At 39.1% G+C, this 19,101-nt stretch carries 19 protein-coding genes and 1 riboswitch; of the genes, 9 read left to right on the forward strand and 10 right to left on the reverse strand.

The window, feature by feature from the left end:
• Nucleotides 1-205 precede the first annotated feature (205 nt).
• The 3 genes from ACM03V_RS05925 to ACM03V_RS05935 form a co-directional block, all read right to left on the reverse strand.
• A complete protein-coding gene (locus ACM03V_RS05925) occupies nucleotides 206-646 on the reverse strand; it encodes a response regulator (RefSeq protein ID WP_414619836.1) in 441 nt (146 codons plus the stop codon).
• A 155-nt stretch (nucleotides 647-801) separates the two neighbouring features.
• Nucleotides 802-2,607, reverse strand: a complete 1,806-nt coding sequence (locus tag ACM03V_RS05930) for a CHASE3 domain-containing protein (protein WP_414619837.1) — start codon at nucleotides 2,605-2,607, stop codon at nucleotides 802-804.
• A 27-nt stretch (nucleotides 2,608-2,634) separates the two neighbouring features.
• Nucleotides 2,635-4,989 carry a PAS domain S-box protein gene (locus ACM03V_RS05935; RefSeq protein WP_414619838.1) on the reverse strand — a complete coding sequence of 785 codons (2,355 nt, stop codon included), beginning with the start codon at nucleotides 4,987-4,989 and terminating at the stop codon, nucleotides 2,635-2,637.
• 319 nt (nucleotides 4,990-5,308) lie between these two features.
• Here ACM03V_RS05935 and ACM03V_RS05940 point away from each other — a divergent pair, with 319 nt between their 5' ends.
• From ACM03V_RS05940 to ACM03V_RS05950, 3 genes are all read left to right on the forward strand, one after another.
• Nucleotides 5,309-6,028, forward strand: a complete 720-nt coding sequence (locus ACM03V_RS05940) for a response regulator (protein WP_414619839.1) — start codon at nucleotides 5,309-5,311, stop codon at nucleotides 6,026-6,028.
• Between the two features lie 268 nt (nucleotides 6,029-6,296).
• Entirely contained in the window at nucleotides 6,297-8,105 is a 1,809-nt protein-coding gene (locus tag ACM03V_RS05945; RefSeq protein ID WP_414619840.1) for an aspartate kinase, read from the forward strand.
• Between the two features lie 159 nt (nucleotides 8,106-8,264).
• A riboswitch (cobalamin riboswitch) is annotated at nucleotides 8,265-8,520 on the forward strand.
• 38 nt (nucleotides 8,521-8,558) lie between these two features.
• Nucleotides 8,559-9,563 carry a sirohydrochlorin chelatase gene (locus tag ACM03V_RS05950; RefSeq protein WP_414619841.1) on the forward strand — a complete coding sequence of 335 codons (1,005 nt, stop codon included), beginning with the start codon at nucleotides 8,559-8,561 and terminating at the stop codon, nucleotides 9,561-9,563.
• A 226-nt stretch (nucleotides 9,564-9,789) separates the two neighbouring features.
• Here ACM03V_RS05950 and ACM03V_RS05955 read toward each other — a convergent pair whose 3' ends face one another.
• The 3 genes from ACM03V_RS05955 to ACM03V_RS05965 all read right to left on the reverse strand — a co-directional run bounded on the left by ACM03V_RS05955 (nucleotide 9,790) and on the right by ACM03V_RS05965 (nucleotide 10,587).
• Nucleotides 9,790-9,984: a hypothetical protein gene (locus ACM03V_RS05955; RefSeq protein ID WP_414619842.1), complete on the reverse strand. Its 195-nt coding sequence runs from the start codon at nucleotides 9,982-9,984 to the stop codon at nucleotides 9,790-9,792.
• Nucleotides 9,985-9,992: 8 nt separating this feature from the next.
• Nucleotides 9,993-10,118, reverse strand: a complete 126-nt coding sequence (locus ACM03V_RS05960; protein ID WP_414619843.1) for a hypothetical protein — start codon at nucleotides 10,116-10,118, stop codon at nucleotides 9,993-9,995.
• A gap of 142 nt (nucleotides 10,119-10,260) precedes the next feature.
• Entirely contained in the window at nucleotides 10,261-10,587 is a 327-nt protein-coding gene (locus ACM03V_RS05965) for a hypothetical protein (protein ID WP_414619844.1), read from the reverse strand.
• 131 nt (nucleotides 10,588-10,718) lie between these two features.
• Here ACM03V_RS05965 and sipA point away from each other — a divergent pair, with 131 nt between their 5' ends.
• From sipA to ACM03V_RS05990, 5 genes are all read left to right on the forward strand, one after another.
• Nucleotides 10,719-10,976 (forward strand): regulatory protein SipA, encoded by a 258-nt coding sequence (sipA, locus tag ACM03V_RS05970; RefSeq protein ID WP_414619845.1) that lies wholly within the window; start codon nucleotides 10,719-10,721, stop codon nucleotides 10,974-10,976.
• Between the two features lie 185 nt (nucleotides 10,977-11,161).
• Entirely contained in the window at nucleotides 11,162-11,713 is a 552-nt protein-coding gene (locus ACM03V_RS05975; RefSeq protein WP_414619846.1) for a peroxiredoxin, read from the forward strand.
• A 365-nt stretch (nucleotides 11,714-12,078) separates the two neighbouring features.
• Nucleotides 12,079-12,564, forward strand: coding sequence for a hypothetical protein (locus ACM03V_RS05980; RefSeq protein WP_414619847.1), 486 nt, complete (start codon nucleotides 12,079-12,081; stop codon nucleotides 12,562-12,564).
• A gap of 151 nt (nucleotides 12,565-12,715) precedes the next feature.
• Nucleotides 12,716-13,612: a polyphosphate kinase 2 family protein gene (locus tag ACM03V_RS05985; RefSeq protein ID WP_414619848.1), complete on the forward strand. Its 897-nt coding sequence runs from the start codon at nucleotides 12,716-12,718 to the stop codon at nucleotides 13,610-13,612.
• A 319-nt stretch (nucleotides 13,613-13,931) separates the two neighbouring features.
• The gene (locus tag ACM03V_RS05990; protein WP_414619849.1) at nucleotides 13,932-14,705 is read left to right on the forward strand and encodes a hypothetical protein; all 774 of its coding nucleotides are present in this window, start codon (nucleotides 13,932-13,934) and stop codon (nucleotides 14,703-14,705) included.
• A 28-nt stretch (nucleotides 14,706-14,733) separates the two neighbouring features.
• Here ACM03V_RS05990 and ACM03V_RS05995 read toward each other — a convergent pair whose 3' ends face one another.
• A complete protein-coding gene (locus ACM03V_RS05995) occupies nucleotides 14,734-15,216 on the reverse strand; it encodes a hypothetical protein (RefSeq protein ID WP_414619850.1) in 483 nt (160 codons plus the stop codon).
• Nucleotides 15,217-15,530: 314 nt separating this feature from the next.
• Here ACM03V_RS05995 and psb32 point away from each other — a divergent pair, with 314 nt between their 5' ends.
• Nucleotides 15,531-16,271, forward strand: coding sequence for a photosystem II repair protein Psb32 (gene psb32, locus ACM03V_RS06000; protein WP_414619851.1), 741 nt, complete (start codon nucleotides 15,531-15,533; stop codon nucleotides 16,269-16,271).
• A 110-nt stretch (nucleotides 16,272-16,381) separates the two neighbouring features.
• Here psb32 and ACM03V_RS06005 read toward each other — a convergent pair whose 3' ends face one another.
• From ACM03V_RS06005 to ACM03V_RS06015, 3 genes are all read right to left on the reverse strand, one after another.
• Nucleotides 16,382-16,762: a DUF4346 domain-containing protein gene (locus ACM03V_RS06005; RefSeq protein ID WP_414619852.1), complete on the reverse strand. Its 381-nt coding sequence runs from the start codon at nucleotides 16,760-16,762 to the stop codon at nucleotides 16,382-16,384.
• Between the two features lie 182 nt (nucleotides 16,763-16,944).
• On the reverse strand, nucleotides 16,945-18,129 hold the full coding sequence (locus tag ACM03V_RS06010; RefSeq protein ID WP_414619981.1) for a GNAT family N-acetyltransferase: 1,185 nt from the start codon (nucleotides 18,127-18,129) through the stop codon (nucleotides 16,945-16,947).
• Between the two features lie 49 nt (nucleotides 18,130-18,178).
• Complete coding sequence (locus ACM03V_RS06015) at nucleotides 18,179-18,874, reverse strand: RibD family protein (RefSeq protein WP_414619853.1); 696 nt, start codon at nucleotides 18,872-18,874, stop codon at nucleotides 18,179-18,181.
• Between the last annotated feature and the right edge of the window lie 227 nt (nucleotides 18,875-19,101).

Consider the following 19,101-nt stretch of genomic DNA (forward strand, 5'->3'; position numbering starts at 1 on the left):
AATATAATATAATTCAATAAATCTAATTCAATAAATCTAATTCAATATTATTATAGGTCTTTTAAAAGCTGGTCATATCTATGACAAAATATCATATATTATGCTTTAATTAATGGTCTAATTTATTTTTTGTTTCATATAATTACAGTTATTGAAAAATATTCACATATAGATAATTGTAATCTTTGTATTATTGCAAATTTGATTAATTCGGCATTTCTGAAGAAGACCAATATTTATTAAGAGTTGTCATTAAATCAACAAATCTAGAAAAAGTTACGGGTTTTAAAAGATAGCCAGCAACATTTAAATCGAATGCCTCGATCATGTCTTTATCTTGATTGGATGTTGTCAGCATTACTACAGGAGTTAACTTTAATTCTTTGTCGGCACGTATTGTTTGGAGAAATTCTAAACCGCTCATTCTTGGCATATTAATATCTAATAATATTAAACGGCGTTCGTTAGGCACTTCGGGGAGTTTGTCATCTCCACCGCGCAACATTGCTAATGCTTCTATTCCATTTCTAGCTATGTAAAGTGGGTTTTTGATGGCAGCTTTCTTGAACGCTCGCTCGACGTTCATAATGTCTACTTCGTCATCTTCCACAAGTAAGATATTTACTATCCGATCCTTTTCTAGCATTATAGTTTGGGATAAATCTTTCAAATGTCTATTTAAGCATTAATAGAGCATTATAAAAGTGTGCTTTAGTGAATTGTAAACCCATAGCTGCACGCCGGTGTTTGACCGTTAGTGAGGGTTTTCTATCAAATAACCTATTCCTATCGGATGAAGTACTATTGTTCTATAGTTGATTCCAACCAAGTAAAATAAAAAGTTGCTCCTTTACCCAACTCGGAATCCAGATGAATTTTACCGCCTTCTGACTCGACAATTTTTTTGACAATAGATAAACCAACGCCGGTATTTTCTTTTTTATCGCGAGATTGCAAGGTTTGAAAAATCGTAAAAATTTTATCTCGATTTTTGAGTTCAATACCAGCACCATCATCGCTGACAATAAACTGATATAGTTCTTTTTTATCTTCTACTGAAATTTTAATATTTCCATCATCGCGGGGATGATGTTTGATAGCGTTACTGATTAAATTGGCAAATACCTGTCTCAAAAGCAACTTTTTAGTTGTAAGTACCGGCATATCGGCAGCGATTTCGATATTAAATGTTGGCGGTGGGTTAAGGGAATCGATAATATCTGCTAAAAGTTGGCTTACATCAACTTCTTCTGATGCAGTTTGTACCCTTCCTACCCGCGAATATTCTAGTAAACCATCAATCAAAGCCTCCATGCGGTAAACTCGCTTCTTAAGAAGTTCAAACTGATGCTGATTTTCTGGTGTTAAATCATTTTTAATATCTTCTTCCAACCATTGAGAAAGACTTGCGATTCCCCTCAAAGGTGCTTTTAAATCGTGGGAAGCAATATAAGCAAAGCTGTCTAATTCTTGATTTCTTTCGGTTAAAGCTTGATTCGTATTTGCTAATAACAGACTCAAACGAGACAATTCTTGAACGTTAGCTTCTAATTTTTCTCTTACTTGGGTTTGCTCGGTAATATCGCGAACGATTACCATTTTTCCGTTGCCATTTTGTAAATCGCTGATAGATATTTCAACCGGAAAATTCGTGCCTACTTGACGATTTCCCAAAGCATACATTGGTAGAGCTTGATGCGTTGCTGAAATACTTTTATTAAATAATGGTTTTTCAGATTCTATTTTTTCACAAATTAATATGTTAAGATTTTTACCGATTACTTCTTGAGATTGATAACCGAACATCGTTGCTGCTGCTTGATTAAAACTATCAATCTTATCTTGTTTATCTAAAGTAATAATTCCATCTACAACATTCCCCATTATTCCTTCAAGCAAGCTTTTCTTTTCTTTAAGTTGTAATTGCTGCCCTTCAATTTGCCAGTCAAGCTTGCTAAATAAATAGATTGCTCCTACATAGCTAGATATACTAATCGTCACCGTAAACCATAGTATTTTAATATTTTTATCGCGGATATCGTTCAATTTTTCGCGATATACATCTAACTGACGTAATTCTTCTTGTTGAAAAGCATCAATTACCTCGCGAATGGTATCCATAGCACTTTTACCTTGGTAAAGCAAAGGATCTGCTGGTGGTGATTCGATTAAGGTTTGTTCTGTTTGTTCGAGTTTTTCTATTCTTTTCTCTAGAATCTCAATATTTCTCTGTGCTAAAACTTCTATCCGTTTAAATCTTTTTCCTTGAGCATCATCGGGTAAATTTTGCTTTAGGCGATCAACAATTACTGGTAATTTTTGACGTGCTGTATTGTAAGGTTCTAAAAATGTCGGATTGCGAGAAATTATATAGCCGCGAGTACCTGTTTCAGCATCTAACAAAAGTTTCAGCAATCTGTTACTATGTAAGACTACCGTTTTCGTATGGTCAATTTCTCTGTAAGTTGCAATAGCATTTTGTCTCGACCAAACTGAGGCAAGTAGAGTTATTATCAAACAAGAAAAGGGTAGAGCAATTATTATTGCACCACGATAACGTACTGGTAAAGAGCGCCAAACAGCAGTCGTTTTTTTGAATATAGCCATTTTGTGGCATTGTTAATTATATAATTACTACTTATGCCAGGTAAAACGAAAAGTTGCTCCCTTATCAAGATCGGAATCTACTGTTACCGTGGTTCCTTCAGTTTCCAGAATCTTTTTAACAATAGATAAGCCGACTCCCGTACTTTCTTTTTTGTCACGGGCTTGTAAAGTTTGAAAAATTACAAATATTTTATCGTGATATTGGGGAGAAATTCCCGCTCCATCGTCAGATACTGCGAATTCGTAATATTCCCCTTTATCTTTTACAGAAACTTCAATTTTACCTTGCGAACCATTATGATGGGTTATAGCATTATCAATTAAATTCGTAAATACTTGCCTTAACATCATACCTTTTGTAGTTAAGCTAGGCATGGGAGTTTTTACTTCGATGGTAAAATTTTCGGGTGGTGCAAGCCCATCAAATATTTCAGTTAAAAGCCGATTAACATCCACCTTTTCTTCGGCATTATCAACACGCCCGATGCGAGAATATTGTAGCAAACCGTCGATTAAAGCTTCCATGCGATAGACTCGCTGACGCAGTAATTCAAGGTGACGCAGATTTTCCGGCTCCAAGATGTCCAATAAATCATCCTCCAACCATTGGGAAAGATTAGCGATCGCTCTGAGGGGTGCCTTCAAATCATGAGAAGCTACGTAGGCAAATTGGTCTAATTCTGAGTTGCGTTTTCTTAATTGGGATGTAGTCTCGGTTAATAGGATATTTAATTCTTCTTGCTCTTGCGCTCTAAGTTTTAGTTGGGTTTGCGCTTGTTTGCGTTGACTAATATCTTTAATGACGCTAAGAAAATAATCTGGTTCACCATTGGTTTGACGCACGAAAGAAACCGTCATCTCTACCCAGATTACAGAACCATCTTTACAGATATAGCGCTTCTCCATCGAGAAATTTTGAATTTTACCAGATAATAAATTGCGAACCTGTTTCAAATCGCTTTCTAAATCATCTGCATAAGTAACTTGAAGAAAAGTGTGCTGCAAAAGTTCGGAGCGAGTGTAGCCCAAAATATCGCAAAGCTTCTGATTTACGCGGATAAATTTACCATTTTTATCTGCATGAGCAATACCCACTGCCGCTTGTTCAAAAGTAGAGCGAAAACGTTCTTCACTTTCTCGCAATGCTTTTTCAGACTGCTTTTGATAAGTAATATCGGTAACTGTACCTACATGACCGATCGCGACTCCATCGGCATTCATTTCCGGAACAGATTGAGCAAATACCCAAACCACAGAATTATCGGGGCGTTGAAAGCGAAATTCGGATTCAAAAGGTATTGCTTGCTCTAAGGTGCGCTGTACTTCTGCTTCCACTCGCGCTCTATCTTCCGGATGAATTGTTGCACGCCACCCCTGATCGATTACCCGATCAAAACTATACCCAGTTATTTCGCACCAGCGTTGATTGACGTAAAGTAAATTTGCAGACGCATCGCAACGATAAATACCAACGGGAGAGATTTGAGCTAAAGTACTGTAGCGAAGCTCGCTTGACTCTAAAGCCTGCTGTGCTTTTTTACGTTCGGTAATATCGGTGACAGTCCCCGCCATCCGCAAAGCTTTACCATCGTCATCGTAATAGTAGCGTCCGTAAGATTCAACCCAGCGTATACTACCGTCAGGTAGAACTATCCGGTATTCGCAAACATAATCCTTATGTTCGTTCAAAGCGCTTTGCCAAGCAGCTTCAGCGAATGGTAAATCTTCAGGATGAACCCGAATTGCCCAATCTTCATAGGTATGTTCTCCATTTCCGGGTTCGTAACCAAAAATTATATCGTGGTAAGGAGTCCACACATTTTTATTAGTAAACGAATCCCAATACCAAGAACCCATTTTCGCAGCATCTAAAGCTAAAGTTAGTCTTTCAAAGTATTTTTGAATCTCGGTTTGTGCTTCTTGTTGTTCAAAGTTAATTTCGCTTTGCTGTTCTAACCTAATTTCGCTTCGCTTATATTTGTTAATATTATTAAAAGTAACTACCCATTCAATAACCTGTTCCTCTTCGTCAAAACAAGGTTGGGCAAAAGCCGCATACCAACAAGCTTTTTTATTTTTGTGTACGATCCTAAATTCGTATTCCCACGATTTGCGCTCTTTTACCGCTGCTAACCAAGACTGAGAAACCGTATCGCGTTCGGATGGATGAATAGCCTGTAGAAAATTAAAATTTAAACTTAAATTTAAACATTGATTTTCATTTAATCCAGTTACTTCGTACCATTTTTGATTAAAATAAGTAGCCCGTCCATCTGCATCCGTACAACAAAAAATCTGCGTCATAGCCTGCATAACCCGTCCAAAGTGAGCTTCACTTTGAGCAGTATTATCAGTTTTAGCAGGATGATGACTTTGATTCATAACGGCGGGACATATAAGTTAGGAGTTAGGAGTTAGGAGTTATGAGTTAAGAATTGGTCACTGTTAACTGTTTACTGTTCACTGTTAAAAGCTTAATCGTTCAGACCTGCTTTTTCTAGCTTCTACAGTTAAGTTATTGTGTATATAGGTATCTATCGTGAGGATGAAATGCAAAAAATAGATTTATAACTATTTGTAAACACAAGCCTTGTAATGGTATTTATAAACGTATTAAATACAATAAACATAATCGTTTCTTAGAAAATAGCTCTGCTATCTTTAATAGGGTTTTGAATAATGTGGGTAGAGGTTGCATAAAATGAGTGAAATTAGAGTAGTCGTAATCGAAGACCATAATTTAACTAGGATAGGTTTACGAGCGGCTTTGGAAACTCGCGAAGATATTGAAATCGTTGGTGAAGCTTCTAACGGAATTGATGGTTTAAATCTTCTGAAAAGCTTAAAGCCGGATGTTGCGACTATCGATCTTGGTTTACCCGACATAGACGGTATTGAGTTAACGCGAAGATTTCGGCAATATCAAGCAGAAATTGAAAACCAAGATACTAAGCTGTTGATTCTAACCATGCAAAACAGCGACGAAGCGGTACTAGCAGCTTTTGGTGCTGGTGCAGATTCCTACTGCATGAAAGATATTGAAAGCGAGAAATTAGTTGAAGCAGTAGAAGCAACAGCTTCAAGCGGATCTTGGATCGATCCAGCAATTGCAGATATTGTACTGCGACAAGTACGCCAAGAAGTATCCGAAGGAAAAGCAGGTGCGGATGCAAAAACAGTCGCAATTCAAGCAGTAGATCCAGAAGTTGAAAAAGTTATAGAAACTTATCCATTAACAAAACGGGAATTAGAAGTATTAGAATTGATAGTTTCTGGATGCGACAACGCAGCAATTGCCAAAGAACTTTACTTAACAATCGGTACCGTAAAAACCCACGTTAGAGGAATTCTCAGTAAACTTTGCGTTGACGATCGCACACAAGCAGCAGTGCGGGCATTGCGATCGGGAATAGTGCAGTAATCAGTTAGGAGTTGGGAATTGGGCATGGGGCATGGGGCATGGGTAATTGGTAATTGGTAATTGGTAATTGGTAATTGGTAATTGGTAATTATTATTTATTCTTCCCCCTCTCCCCCCTCTTCCCCCTCTCCCCCCCTCCCCTAACTCTTAACTTTCACAAGCGGTGTGCTGTCTGATAAGTTGTTAATAATATACTTGTTGATGCCTTGCGATGGCGTTGGCTTTGAAACGGTAACATAGTTCCTCATATATCTCCCATACAATTATCATGGCGCTCATAGTTCAAAAATACGGTGGTTCTTCTGTTGGTTCGGTTGAACGCATTCAAGCAGTAGCAAAGCGCGTTTGCGAAACTGCCAAAGCCGGAAATTCTGTGGTAGTGGTAGTTTCTGCTATGGGAAAAACTACAGATGGACTTGTGAAGCTAGCGAATGATATTTCTCCTCACCCTTCAAGACGAGAAATGGATATGTTGCTTTCGACTGGGGAACAGGTAACTATTGCTTTGGTTAGTATGGCTTTGCAGGAAATCGGACAGCCTGCAATTTCTTTGACGGGTGCCCAAGTAGGAATTGTTACTGAAGCCGAACATACCCGCGCTCGGATTTTACATATTGCTACCGATAGAATCGAAAAATGCTTAGAAGAAGGTAGAGTAGTTGTAATTGCTGGGTTTCAGGGAATTAGTAGTACCGAAGAATTAGAAATTACTACCTTGGGAAGAGGCGGTTCTGATACTTCAGCAGTGGCGATCGCCGCTGCATTAAAGGCACAAAAATGTGAAATTTATACAGATGTACCGGGGATATTAACTACAGATCCGCGTTTGGTTCCGCAAGCGCAATTAATGGCAGAAGTTACCAGCGATGAAATGTTGGAATTAGCTTCTTTAGGAGCAAAGGTTTTGCATCCCCGCGCTGTAGAAATAGCCCGCAATTACGGCGTGCAATTGGTAGTACGCTCTAGCTGGACGGATTGCCCCGGAACTGTAGTTAATTCACCCGAACCAAAACCGCGTTCTTTAGTTAACTTAGAAATAGCTCGACCCGTTGACGATGTTGAATTTGATACCAATCAAGCCAAGGTCTCATTATTGCGCGTACCGGATCAACCGGGGGTTGCAGCGCGGCTATTTGGGGAAATTTCCCGTCAGAAAGTGGACGTAGATTTAATTATTCAGTCGATTCACGAAGGTAATACCAACGACATAGCCTTTACAGTGATGTCACCGATACTAAAGAAAGCAGAGGCAGTAGCTTCGGCGATCGCTCCAGCACTGCGTAATTCTGACTCTTCAGAACAAGCCGAAGTCATGATACAGCAACAGATAGCCAAAGTAAGTATAGTTGGTGCGGGAATGATTGGTCGTCCTGGTGTTGCTGCCGAAATGTTCGCAACCCTAGCGCGTAGGGGAGTAAACATTAGAATGATTTCGACAAGCGAAGTAAAAGTTAGCTGTGTAATTGACAGTGCAGATTGCGAAAAAGCCGTAGCCGCACTGCGAGAAACATTTGAAATAGAAGCAGAATATTCCTCTCCTTCTCCCGCTCTCACAATTTCTCCCTCCTCCCCTCCAGTAAGAGGAGTAGCCTTAGACATGAAACAAGCGCGTTTGGGGATTCGTAGAGTTCCCGATACTCCAGGCATGGCAGAAAAAATCTTCGGAACTTTAGCTAATCACAACATCAGCGTTGACATGATAATTCAATCCCAGCGCTGTCACGTAATCAAAGGTATTCCCACCAGAGATATAGCCTTTACAGTAGCCAGAGTAGACGCACGAGCAGCCCAAGAATTATTACAGAAAGCCACAGGAGAATGCGGTTGGGGTGAAGTAGTGCTTGACATGGAAATCGCCAAAGTGAGTATAGTTGGTGCCGGAATGGTAGGGCAACCAGGAGTTGCAGCCAAAATGTTTGAATCCCTATCTCAAGAGAACATCAACATTCAAATGATCACCACCTCAGAAATCAAAATCAGTTGCGTAGTCGCAGAAGATCGAGGAATCAAAGCATTAAAAGCGATTCATGCAGCATTTGAGTTAGGGGGAACAGAAGAATTTGTGGTTCCAGCTTAGGCAGTAATCAGTGAGCAGTGAGCAGTGAACAGTTAGGAATTGGCTATTGGGCATTGGTAATTGGTAATTGGTAATTGGGCATCTTACTTTAACTCCCAACTCCTAACTCCTAACTCCTAACTCTTTCCCCATCTCCCCATCCCCCATCCCCCCATCCTGCATTTCGCAATAGACACGGATTCGGCTAATATAACTAAACAAACGTGAACCGTAACAGACTAGGGAAACTCCGGTGAAATTCCGGGGCTGTGCCGCAACTGTAAAAATATTTTAGATTTTGCGGAAAGCTGGGGGGTAGATGTTCTTCCCCCAAACTTTCCTGCTCCAGATTTTAGATTTTAGATTAATAACAATCCAAAATCCAAAATCCAAAATTGTTTGAGCCAGAACACCTATCTGTTATTAGCTCACTTTATTTCCTGCGTAGCACGGGAAGGGAGCCTTCTGAAAATAATGCAAACTATCGATAATTCAAATTCGACAAAATTACAATTTCCTAATCTGCAATTACCTGCTTTACCAATGAAGCGTCCTTTGCTGATGATTGGACATGGTACAAGAAATGCCCAAGGAAAGCAGGCTTTGCTAGATTTTGCCAGTGCTTATCAAGCTTTAGATGATTCTCGTCCGGTTTTACCTTGTTTTCTAGAATTAACCGAGCCGACAATTCAAGAAGGTGTGGACGAATGCATCAAAAACGGCTATACCGAACTTTCCGCTTTACCGATTTTATTATTTGCTGCAAGACACAATAAATTTGATATTACCAATGAATTAGACCGCGCTAGGGTTAGATATCCCGAATTAAAATTTCACTACGGCAGACACTTCGGAATTACACCCACATTTATCGAACTGTGGCGCAACCGTTTAGCCGAATTCGATAAACCCGAACATAATCCCCAACAAATTTCCCGTCAAGATACCGTACTTTTGTTTGTAGGTAGAGGTTCCAGCGACCCCGACGCGAACGGCGACGTGTATAAATTAGCTCGGATTATTTGGGAAGGTAGCGGTTATTCCACCGTTGAAACCTGCTTTATCGGCATCACCCATCCTCGATTAGAAGAAGGTTTCAAACGCGCTCGTTTGTATAAGCCAAAACGCATAATTGTTTTGCCATACTTCTTGTTTATGGGGACTTTAATGGAAAAAATCTTTGATATTACAGCTCAACAGCAAGAGCAATATCCAGATATTTCTATTACTGCTTTACCAGAAATTGGTTTACAGCCAGAATTATTAACCGTATTGCGAGAGCGAGAAATAGAAACCCAACTCGGCGAAGTGAAGATGAATTGTGAGATGTGTAAATTCCGCACTGCCGCAGTATCGGATAACCACGGACACGGACACGGACATGACCACCATCACCATCATCACGACCATTCACACACGCCTGTAGACCCCTACGCAGATATTGATAATTATCATCAGAGGATTTGGCAGGTGCCGTAGGGGAAGGGTTTTTTAGAGTATCTGGCGAATAGAATGTCTCCTCCGGAGACGCTGCGCTAACACGGCTACACAGGCAAATTCCACCTGCGTGGAATAATAATGATAAATTTTGAAACCCGCTGCCACGGCGGGTTTTGTTTGTGTAGATAAGCCATTGCGTTGCGGAGGTTCCCGCAGTATGTAGCAAATGGCGTGCGGTTTCAACCGCCGGATAAAAGATAAAATATCAAATCAAACTTTTCAAAATTCCTAAAATCTTACCCAATTCACTGATAAAATATTCATTCAAATCTATTTCGATAATTTGACTTTTAAGCGTTAAAAACTTCCAATTAGTTCCAGTAGTAACAACACCATAAATTGTAGAAATTTCTTTACCTTTTCTTTGGTTGAATATTTGAGCGGCTATGATTTCAGCCATGCATTGCCCTAACCCGGATTGGATATTGTCTTTTTGCTTCTACTAAAGTTACTACCGGAGCTTCTATAACCAATTGGATTTTCACCACCGAGTACAGCATCATATTCTCGTGGCTTCTGGGGATTTTCTGGCATAGCTTTTAATAATCACTTAATACCAGCTTTCCCCAAAAACAGTTAACAGTGTAGAGACGTAGCAGTGCTACGTCTTAGGAGTTAGGAGTTTCAAATCATCAATTACCAATGCCCCATGCCCAATGCCCCATGCCCAATAAAATTACTCAACCAAATCCAACTTTTTCAAAAAAACCCCTAAAGGCAATACAAGAGCCTTCGCAACATCCGCTAATTCACTCAATTTAACCGAAGCTCCTTGTCCGTCGCGCAACAGCCAAACTACGGTAGTGCTTACACCCGATTTTTGCTGTAAAGTCTGCCAGTTAGGAATACCCGCTCGTTCCATTAAATCTAAAAGCACCGTATCTTTAGAATTTCCCTTAGCATAAATTGCCGCGAATAAAAAACGAAAAAAGGCGATCGCCCCACCAAAAATTAAAATAACAGCAAGCAAACCGTACACAAGATACAAACTATCTGACAGCATAATCAAAAATAATTTTATTGTTTCTATTACTTCCCCCGTACTAGATTACCGAAATCTTGGAGATTTGAGACAGGATAAAACGTTAGATTTAAACTAATAAGTAATTAATTCCTAATACCCAACTCCTTACTATGTCTGAAGAATTCGCTATTGGTAGTAAAGTCCGTGTGGTAGCGCTACCACCTTATATCAAAACGGCCGAACCCATGCCCATGTTACGCCCTCCCGATATCATCCATGTAGGGGAAGAAGGTATCGTTCTTGACCGTCGTCCCGGAGGATACTGGGGCATCCGCTTCGCTAAAGGCTCATTTCTTCTCGATAGTCAGTATATAGAATCTGTAGAAACTCACACTCAAGTAGAACAATCGGGTGAAGGCTTTCAATAAATTGGGTTCGTAGTAGCGCTTTAGCGCATCCGGATTCCAGAATATGAGGCGCTGTTAGCGTAGCGTGCCCGCCAGGGCATAGCGCTACTACGAACCTTATATTAATCAACTGCTAAATATAAATACATCTACTGTACGAGTGATTGTAAACTTATATAAAGTACTCATTCATACTCTACAGAAAAATGAATCGTCGCAATTTTCTCAATATATTATTTGCCAGTTGTTTTGTATTCTTAGGATGGTTGAATTTTACCCCTGCTGCGAATGCAATGGGTGGTACGCTACCCTCTATCAATGAACCCGCACCGGAATTTACTTTACCGACTAATACTGGAGATGGAGAAATTTCCCTTTCCGACTATCGCGGTAAATGGGTAGTGCTTTATTTTTATCCCAAGGATTTCACTGCTGGTTGCACTATCGAAGCTCGTCGTTTCCAAGAAGATTTGCCAAAATACCTAGAAAGGAATACCGAAATTATTGGTGTCAGCGCCGATGATATTGATTCTCACGCCGAATTTTGCGATTCTGAAGGTTTAAAATTTCCTTTATTAGCAGATACAACAGGTGCGGTAAGTAAAGATTACGGTTCCTGGTTATCGTTTATTTCTAGCCGTCACAGTTTTATTATCGATCCAGATGGAATTTTGCGAGAAACTTTTGTCAAAGTTAATCCAATCGTTCATTCTCAAGACGTAATGGCAAGACTCAAAGATTTACAGGAAACCACTTAATTACAAAAAGGAATTTTCAAAAACAACAATCCCGTTTGTACACACTTTCTTGTGGGATGGGCTTCTAGCCCGTCCTTAATAATATAAAACTATTGCATATTGTTAAAAACAGGACTTGTGCAATCGCAACCTTAGCGAAGCGTGTCCCGTAAGAAAGATAAAATTAACTATTTCAGCCGTTTAGATCCCCCCAACCCCCCGCTATATTGGGGGGCTTTACGTAAGTCCTAAAAAATCAAAATTACCAAAAAAGAAATTAATTTATTACCTTTAACCTTTGATCTTAATTACATTCATCCCGACAACTGCGAGCAAAATAAGTTAAAAATAGAAGTAGAAAGGCGATATTTCAACGAGGCAAAAATATGGATTTTGAACGCGAAGTCCCGGTTGAAAAAACTACAGAAGAATTAGAATTTGCCGAGCCAGATTCTCGCAAGCCTTTAGAAATATTGCGAAATACGGAAGCTTTGCTACGCCGTCCAACTGTTGCCGCATTAGTACCAATTCTACCGCCAAAGTTAAGCGAAAACTTACAAGATGCTTCAGATATTGCGGATGATTCGTTAGAAGAATTAGCAGAAATAGACCTAAGTGAAATTAACGATTGGGAATTACGTCCTGCTCGGATTCGGATTGGTTTAAGCTGTGTTGGATTTAGTTCGTTAATGATTCTTATTTTGGCTCTTTTTTTCACTACCCTACATCCAGAAATGAGTCCAACTCAACAAATTGGAACATTTTGGGGTGAGTATATTTGGTTTGTTTGCTTGGGAGTTGCCGGAATGTTTCTCTTAGGTAGAGAAGCCATGCGTCCAGTTAATAAACAAAACTTAGATGATGACTGGTGAACAGTTAACAGTGAGCAGTTAGGAGTTGACAATTACCAATTCCCAATTCCCAAAATAAAAAGTTTTGTTGCTTTATTTTACTTGATTGCTAATTAAGGATAAATACTTATTACTGTAGAAGTTTGTCAGCTTTTAAGGAAAGTCATTAATTATGGATCGTGATGCTTTTATTGTTAAACCGGGTTCAAAAATTTCTCTGAAAAAAGATTACGATACTGCTTTTACAGGTAGTTACGATCAAAAGGGCGATGCAAAGATTAAGTTGCTTCATGATATTGAACGATTGGCGAAATACCAGGATATTCTTTATGCTAAAAATACTCATGCATTATTAATTATTTTCCAAGCAATGGATGCTGCTGGTAAAGATAGTACGATTAAGCATGTTATGTCTGGCATAAATCCTCAAGGCTGTCAGGTGTTTAGTTTTAAACAACCTTCCTCAGAAGAATTAAATCATGGTTATTTATGGCGAAGTTTTAAAGCTTTACCCGAAAGAGGAAGAATAGGTATTTTCAACCGTTCTTATTATGAAGACGTTTTGGTGACGCGGGTGCATCCGGAGCTAATTGAAAAACAACAATTACCTGTATCTCTAAAAGGAAACCATATATGGAAGCAGCGTTTTGAAGAGATAAATAATTTTGAAAAATATTTGGTTAATAATGGAATTGTTGTTCTGAAGTTTTTTCTCAATGTGTCAAAAAAAGAACAGAAAAACCGCTTTATGAAGCGCATTGAAACACCTGAAAAAAACTGGAAGTTCTCAGCAAGTGATATCCGAGAACGTAATTTTTGGGACGATTACATGAATGCTTACGAAGATGCTTTTCGCCACACTAGCACTGAATGGGCACCCTGGCATATTATTCCTGCCGACCACAAATGGTTTACTCGTATGGCTGTAGCCGATATTGTCTGCTCTAAATTAAAAGAACTGAAGTTAGAGTATCCTACCGTAACAGAAGAACATATGCAGCGTATCTTACAAGCAAAGGAAATTTTGCAAGCAGAAGATCGACAGTTATCAGTGAGCAGTGAGCAGTGAGCAGTTAGAAGTTACCAGTTATTATTTTTTTGTGATTTATCTCTTTATTTTATGGTACAATAGTACTTATTTTTCCAGATAAAATTGGAGTGTTGGGGAGTATCAATATTTTAAAGCTGCTACAACTATCTTAAGTTGTTAATTAATGAAAGTTTAGTTAACTGTAATTTTGTCGGAATGTTGATATCTATATAACATTCGGATGATATTCATGTGGATGTTGTTTTCAGGGCTACACTTCGGTGTAAGCTTGTACGAAGTTAAATATTTGAAATACTTAGTTAAATTTTAGTCACATTTAAACAATTAGCTTCTAGTTATGTCGATTATTGCTCTGAGAGCTTGGTATATCGAAAAGTATGAGCCGATTCCAGAGTTGGAAAAACGTCAGCCAGATATTCGTATCAGTAAAAAAAGTCTGTTAAAGTCGGCTTTGAGAGCAGATTTTTTGGAAGACAGTGAGGAAGTAAAAAATTCAACTTGGTTTAGGCGCTATCTGGAAGGCGACGAGATAGAATTTTATGTTGAAGGCAGTGGTGGCTATTGTGTTGCCAACATTGATTTAATTAGCCATGAGATTTATTTCACGAAACAGGCTTTGTTAGCGCAGTTAGAGCCAACGATTTTTTTGAGTTATCAAAATGAATATCCTGAAGCTAGCGATGCTTTGCGGGAAGGATTGCTCGATACCTTAGATAAATTAAATTTGCGATCGCGACTGCCATTAAAGTTAATTGAGTCTATTCGCCCAAAAGATGCGCCGATGAGATTGGGAAGCAGCATGATGCGAAAAATTCGCAGAAGCTTGTTATTTATTGCGGATGCCACACCGATCGCCAGTGTTGATAGCGGTAAGGAAAAACCTTTACTTCTTCCCAGTGCTAACACCTGTATTGAACTCGGTTACGCTATTCAAAGTAAGCGCTCTGAGCAGATACTAATTGCACAAATGCAGCGTCAGGTAATGGTTGGACAATTTCCCTTTGATTTAAGTGCAACTCAGATAATGCAATTTCAAGATACTAGGGAATTAAATAATATTTTGCCGCAGACGATTGAAAACGTTTTAGCGAGATTCAGGTTGTTTGCTTAAATTGTTGTTTACTTTCTACTCCCTATCTTTAAATATTCTCAACATCAAAACAATGTAGAGTATTAGTAGCAATTTTTACTAATTCACTGGTACCGTGAAAAACAATTAAGTACTTGCCAGCATTAAGGCGATCGCGATAAAGGGAAGCATCTTTATTAACAACATTAGACTCTACACTACTACCTACAGCAAAAGCAAATAATAAACCAAAAGCTGCTCCCAACAAGCCTCCAGCAACTTGATTGAGAACACCATCTACGGTCGGGATTTCGATATTCTCTAAAAAATTAAAAGCATAACCACAAGCAAATCCGAGCGGTACAACCCAATAAGCAAAACTTTGCAGGTTACTTTTAGCTTGTCGTTCGGGTTTAATTAGTCCGTATTCGTCAGTACTTTCAAAACCTTCACCTAAAATACTAATTTGCTCGCTGGGTAAACTTTTTTCTAAAGCAGTGCGAGCAGATAAAGCTTCTACTTTGTTAGCATAAACCGCGATTAGGTAATTCATCTGATTAATTTGAATTTTAATAATTTCTTAAATTATAGGACTTACGTAAAGCCCCCCTAAAAAAGGGGGGTTGGGGGGATCTAAACGTGTGGAAAAGTTTTCCGTTTTTATCAAACACATTTTTATTTTTCCCTATTCCCCATGCCCCATTCCCTATTCGCTTACTGACAACTGAAATCATTACGTTTTATCCTAAAATCCTTACTTATATCAATATTGCTCGGCACTTTTATATATAAAACCTTGCCAAAAACGAGACTTTGATCGTACTTATGTAGTATTTTTGGTGAAAAGTCGTATGGTGGTTTTCTGCTATGAAACAGCTTCTCAATCGCTTCTTGAGTTGCAAAAAGTATATCGCTAAGCTGATTGTATTGTTAGCGATGATGATATTCGTTTTTTCAACGTTTACGATACCTGCTTTGGCTACGGGTGTATATAATATGCCAAACCTGACTTCAGACACCTGGATTGTAGATGAAGCAGATTTAATCAGCCGTTTCAATGAAGGTCAAATTAGTAGTGCCTTTGATGAATTGGCTCTTCAAACAGGAAACGAAGTCAGAATAGTTACTGTTCGTCGTTTAGATTACGGAGAAACTCCCGAAAGTTTTACTAAAGCCCTATTTGAAAAATGGTTTCCTACCAAAGAAGCACAAGCAAATCAAACTTTATTAATGATTGACTCTGTAACCAATGGCACCGCTATTCTTACGGGTGATAAAATCAAATCCATAATGCCTGATGACATAGCCGAAAGTGTAGCATCAGAAACAATTTTAGTACCGTTGCGGAACGGCAACAAGTACAATCAAGCCTTTTTAGATGCACAAGAACGTCTTGTCACCGTACTTTCTGGTGAACCAGATCCCGGCCCACCAGAAGTTAAAAACGATGTACAGGTGGAAGGAACATTTACCAAAGCTGAAGACACCGACCAGGAAAATGCTACAGCTTGGATAGTAGGATTACTGATAGCTGCTACCGTAATTCCGATGGCAACATACTATATCTATTTAGTTTTCCAACCATCATCGGAAGGTAAAGAGAGTTAGGAGTTAGGAGTCAGGAGTTAGGAGTTAGGAGTTAGGAGTGAATAATAATTTATTCTACCCCCTCTCCCCCCTCTCTCCAATTACCAATTACCAATTACCTTACCAAAATCTTAATCCTGCACGTACACTTGCCCTGTTGCCAAAGCAGTCTCGGCTCGGACAAATTCTCTACCTAGATAAGCAGCATGATCGAACATGGTTATCGGGCAGGGCTGAGTTTCTTCAAAAATTTTTACAGATAATTCTTTTGCGGTTCTGCCAGAATATACCGTAGTATGGGTTCGTTCTACTTTTCCTTTTGCTGGAATAACTTTTCCCGTTTCTGGATCGACGGCTAAACCTCGCTCATCGATGATGTTACTAAAATGTTTAGCAAAAATTAATCCTTCTTCTCGGTCGATGTAAATAATAAAATATCCGGCAGGATCTAAATCAATATGTCGTTGAGAAAGTTTGTCATCTATTGCTTTTAAATTGTCAAGTAGATTCATAATTACTTAAAAACAATTACTCTCATAAGGGTTTTCATGAACTTAAAATAGTGTAATTCTTTTCAGTTAACAGTGAACAGTTACCAGTTACCAGTTACCAACATTGAATTTATAACTCCTAATTCCTAATTCCTAACTCTTAATTCCTAACTCCTAACTCCTAACTCCCCACTCCTAACTCCCTACTCCTCATTCTTAGCTGCAAAAGGAATCTGCTCGTTAATTGCTTCAATTTCCCGCTGTTCGAGTTCGTTGACTTCGCTGATGTAGCGACGGAGTATTTGTCCTAAACGATTGTCGTAGAAACGATGTAGGCTGTAGTTCGGGGTTGCTGGGAAGCCACGACGTTTTTTGTGTCGTCCACCTGCACCGGGATCGAATATTTGAATATTGTTTTTAATCGCCCATTCAATGGGTGAATAATAGCAAGCATCAAAGTGCAGACAATCTATTTCTTGAAAACTACCCCAGTAGCGGCCGTACATTTTATCGTCTTTGTATAAACAAAATGACATTCCCACAGGTTGGCTGTTATCTTGTTCGCTGTAAGCTGCAAAAAAGACGACTCGATCGCGATAGTTTTCGTACAGCGATTCAAAAAACTGTTTTGTCAGATATTTACTGCCCCACCAACCAAATTTGTCGCAGGTGTCGGCATAAAAATCGTACATTAAAGGAAATAAGTTTTGAGGAATATCATCACCAGTAAATGCTTTGAGTTCCAAACCTGCTTTTGCTACAGCCTTTCGTTCGCGTTTGATATTACGACGCTGATTAGCATTAAATGCACCTAAATAATCATCGAAACTTGTAAAGTCATGATTTTGCCAAACATAATTGTGGTGCAACCAAGCTGTAAAACCCTGACGTTCCAATACTTGATGAAAATCGGGATCTACATACAAAAAATTACAGCCACTGATACGCTGCTTTTTACAAAAAGAATCTATTTCCCGCAGCATTAAGGAAGTTATTTCATCTTCGTCTTCCCCTGGTGCAATCAAAAATCGATAACCCTCGGCTGGTGTAAACGGCGACATCCCCAGCATTTTGGGGTAATATTCTACGCCAATACGGTAAGCTAATTCTGCCCACTGATTATCAAAGACAAATTCTCCATAGCTATGTCCTTTGATATAAAGTGGAGCAGCAGCAATCAACGTTCTATCTCGCCATAACGTTAAGTGATTGGGCAACCAACCACTCTTGGCTGTAGCGCTTTGAGAAACTTCGAGATTGTTTAACCAATCCCATTCAAAAAAAGGAGTCTGAAGTGGAACAGCCAAAGCATTCCAAGCATTTTTGGGTACTTCAGCAACTTTATCAATCCACAAGAGAGAATAACTCGACTTAATTTTTTCCACCATCAGAGTTAAAGACACATTTAGGAGCGGCAAAAGCTTCCTACAGCGTAATCTAATCTGGGAATTGTTGCAGGGAATAGTGCAGAAATACTTCTTGGTTTTCGGTGCGAACTTCTATCAGTTGCAGGCGTGGAGCGAGTTTCGCTAAAAATCCACAACCTTCAACTGGGGTTGGAGCATCTTCACCACCTAATATTAAGGGACAGATAGTCAGCCAAATTTGATCAATTAAATTTAACTCTAAAAGATTCGCGACCAAATTTCCGCCACCTAAAACTCCCAACTGTGCTATACCCAATGTAGTCAAATGTTTGAACGCTGCATGAATATCAACTTTTCCTGCGGGTGTTTCAAATACCAGTATACGTTTGAATTCCGGTCTTGTTTGCCAAAAGTTGGCTCCTGTAGCTGTTGAAATTAACCAGCGTTCAACTGGCTGCTGAAAGAAGCGTATATCTGGGTTTAACTCACCGGAATCAGAAATAACGATATGAACGGGTTGGGGTGGCTTACCATTGGATTTTCGATGCTGTAATAGGTGTGGATGCGATACTGTTAAAGTTGTACCGTAAGCGCGTAAAGTACCAGCACCAAACAAAACAGCATCCTTTGTCGCAATTTGTTTTTCTAGGTGTGCTTTATCATTCTTTGAACCGAATCTAGCTGGAGCATGAGTAACATCTGCTATTTTCCCATCTGCACTCATTGCCAAAACGATTGTGGTTTGAGGACGAGATTGTTTTGTCATGATTATGGTGCGACTGCGCCGCGATACTGATATTTTCTCAACGAGTAATACCAATAAATAGAAAACTTGTATAGCCGATATTTATTAGCTGTAATACAGTTAGATTGGTGCGATTAACTTCAAAGCATAATTGCCATGCAATAAACAATACTCTTGTAGCGAAGTCATATACTTTATCATATTTATCTCAATATGTATCTTAAATGTGAAGGTTGATCAAGTGTAAC

This window comes from Calothrix sp. CCY 0018 (assembly GCF_963920925.1).
Classification (GTDB): Bacteria; Cyanobacteriota; Cyanobacteriia; order Cyanobacteriales; family Nostocaceae; genus Rivularia.

Excerpts from the sequence above, each read along its gene's own strand:
- ACM03V_RS05925 (WP_414619836.1), bottom strand. The coding sequence starts at position 646 with ATGCTAGAAAAGGATCGGATAGTAAATATCTTACTTGTGGAAGATGAC.
- ACM03V_RS05930 (WP_414619837.1), bottom strand. The coding sequence starts at position 2,607 with ATGGCTATATTCAAAAAAACGACTGCTGTTTGGCGCTCTTTACCAGTA.
- ACM03V_RS05935 (WP_414619838.1), bottom strand. The coding sequence starts at position 4,989 with ATGAATCAAAGTCATCATCCTGCTAAAACTGATAATACTGCTCAAAGT.
- ACM03V_RS05940 (WP_414619839.1), top strand. The coding sequence starts at position 5,309 with ATGAGTGAAATTAGAGTAGTCGTAATCGAAGACCATAATTTAACTAGG.
- ACM03V_RS05945 (WP_414619840.1), top strand. The coding sequence starts at position 6,297 with ATGGCGCTCATAGTTCAAAAATACGGTGGTTCTTCTGTTGGTTCGGTT.
- ACM03V_RS05950 (WP_414619841.1), top strand. The coding sequence starts at position 8,559 with ATGCAAACTATCGATAATTCAAATTCGACAAAATTACAATTTCCTAAT.
- ACM03V_RS05955 (WP_414619842.1), bottom strand. The coding sequence starts at position 9,984 with ATGGCTGAAATCATAGCCGCTCAAATATTCAACCAAAGAAAAGGTAAA.
- ACM03V_RS05960 (WP_414619843.1), bottom strand. The coding sequence starts at position 10,118 with ATGCCAGAAAATCCCCAGAAGCCACGAGAATATGATGCTGTACTCGGT.
- ACM03V_RS05965 (WP_414619844.1), bottom strand. The coding sequence starts at position 10,587 with ATGCTGTCAGATAGTTTGTATCTTGTGTACGGTTTGCTTGCTGTTATT.
- sipA (WP_414619845.1), top strand. The coding sequence starts at position 10,719 with ATGTCTGAAGAATTCGCTATTGGTAGTAAAGTCCGTGTGGTAGCGCTA.
- ACM03V_RS05975 (WP_414619846.1), top strand. The coding sequence starts at position 11,162 with ATGAATCGTCGCAATTTTCTCAATATATTATTTGCCAGTTGTTTTGTA.
- ACM03V_RS05980 (WP_414619847.1), top strand. The coding sequence starts at position 12,079 with ATGGATTTTGAACGCGAAGTCCCGGTTGAAAAAACTACAGAAGAATTA.
- ACM03V_RS05985 (WP_414619848.1), top strand. The coding sequence starts at position 12,716 with ATGGATCGTGATGCTTTTATTGTTAAACCGGGTTCAAAAATTTCTCTG.
- ACM03V_RS05990 (WP_414619849.1), top strand. The coding sequence starts at position 13,932 with ATGTCGATTATTGCTCTGAGAGCTTGGTATATCGAAAAGTATGAGCCG.
- ACM03V_RS05995 (WP_414619850.1), bottom strand. The coding sequence starts at position 15,216 with ATGAATTACCTAATCGCGGTTTATGCTAACAAAGTAGAAGCTTTATCT.
- psb32 (WP_414619851.1), top strand. The coding sequence starts at position 15,531 with ATGAAACAGCTTCTCAATCGCTTCTTGAGTTGCAAAAAGTATATCGCT.
- ACM03V_RS06005 (WP_414619852.1), bottom strand. The coding sequence starts at position 16,762 with ATGAATCTACTTGACAATTTAAAAGCAATAGATGACAAACTTTCTCAA.
- ACM03V_RS06010 (WP_414619981.1), bottom strand. The coding sequence starts at position 18,129 with ATGGTGGAAAAAATTAAGTCGAGTTATTCTCTCTTGTGGATTGATAAA.
- ACM03V_RS06015 (WP_414619853.1), bottom strand. The coding sequence starts at position 18,874 with ATGACAAAACAATCTCGTCCTCAAACCACAATCGTTTTGGCAATGAGT.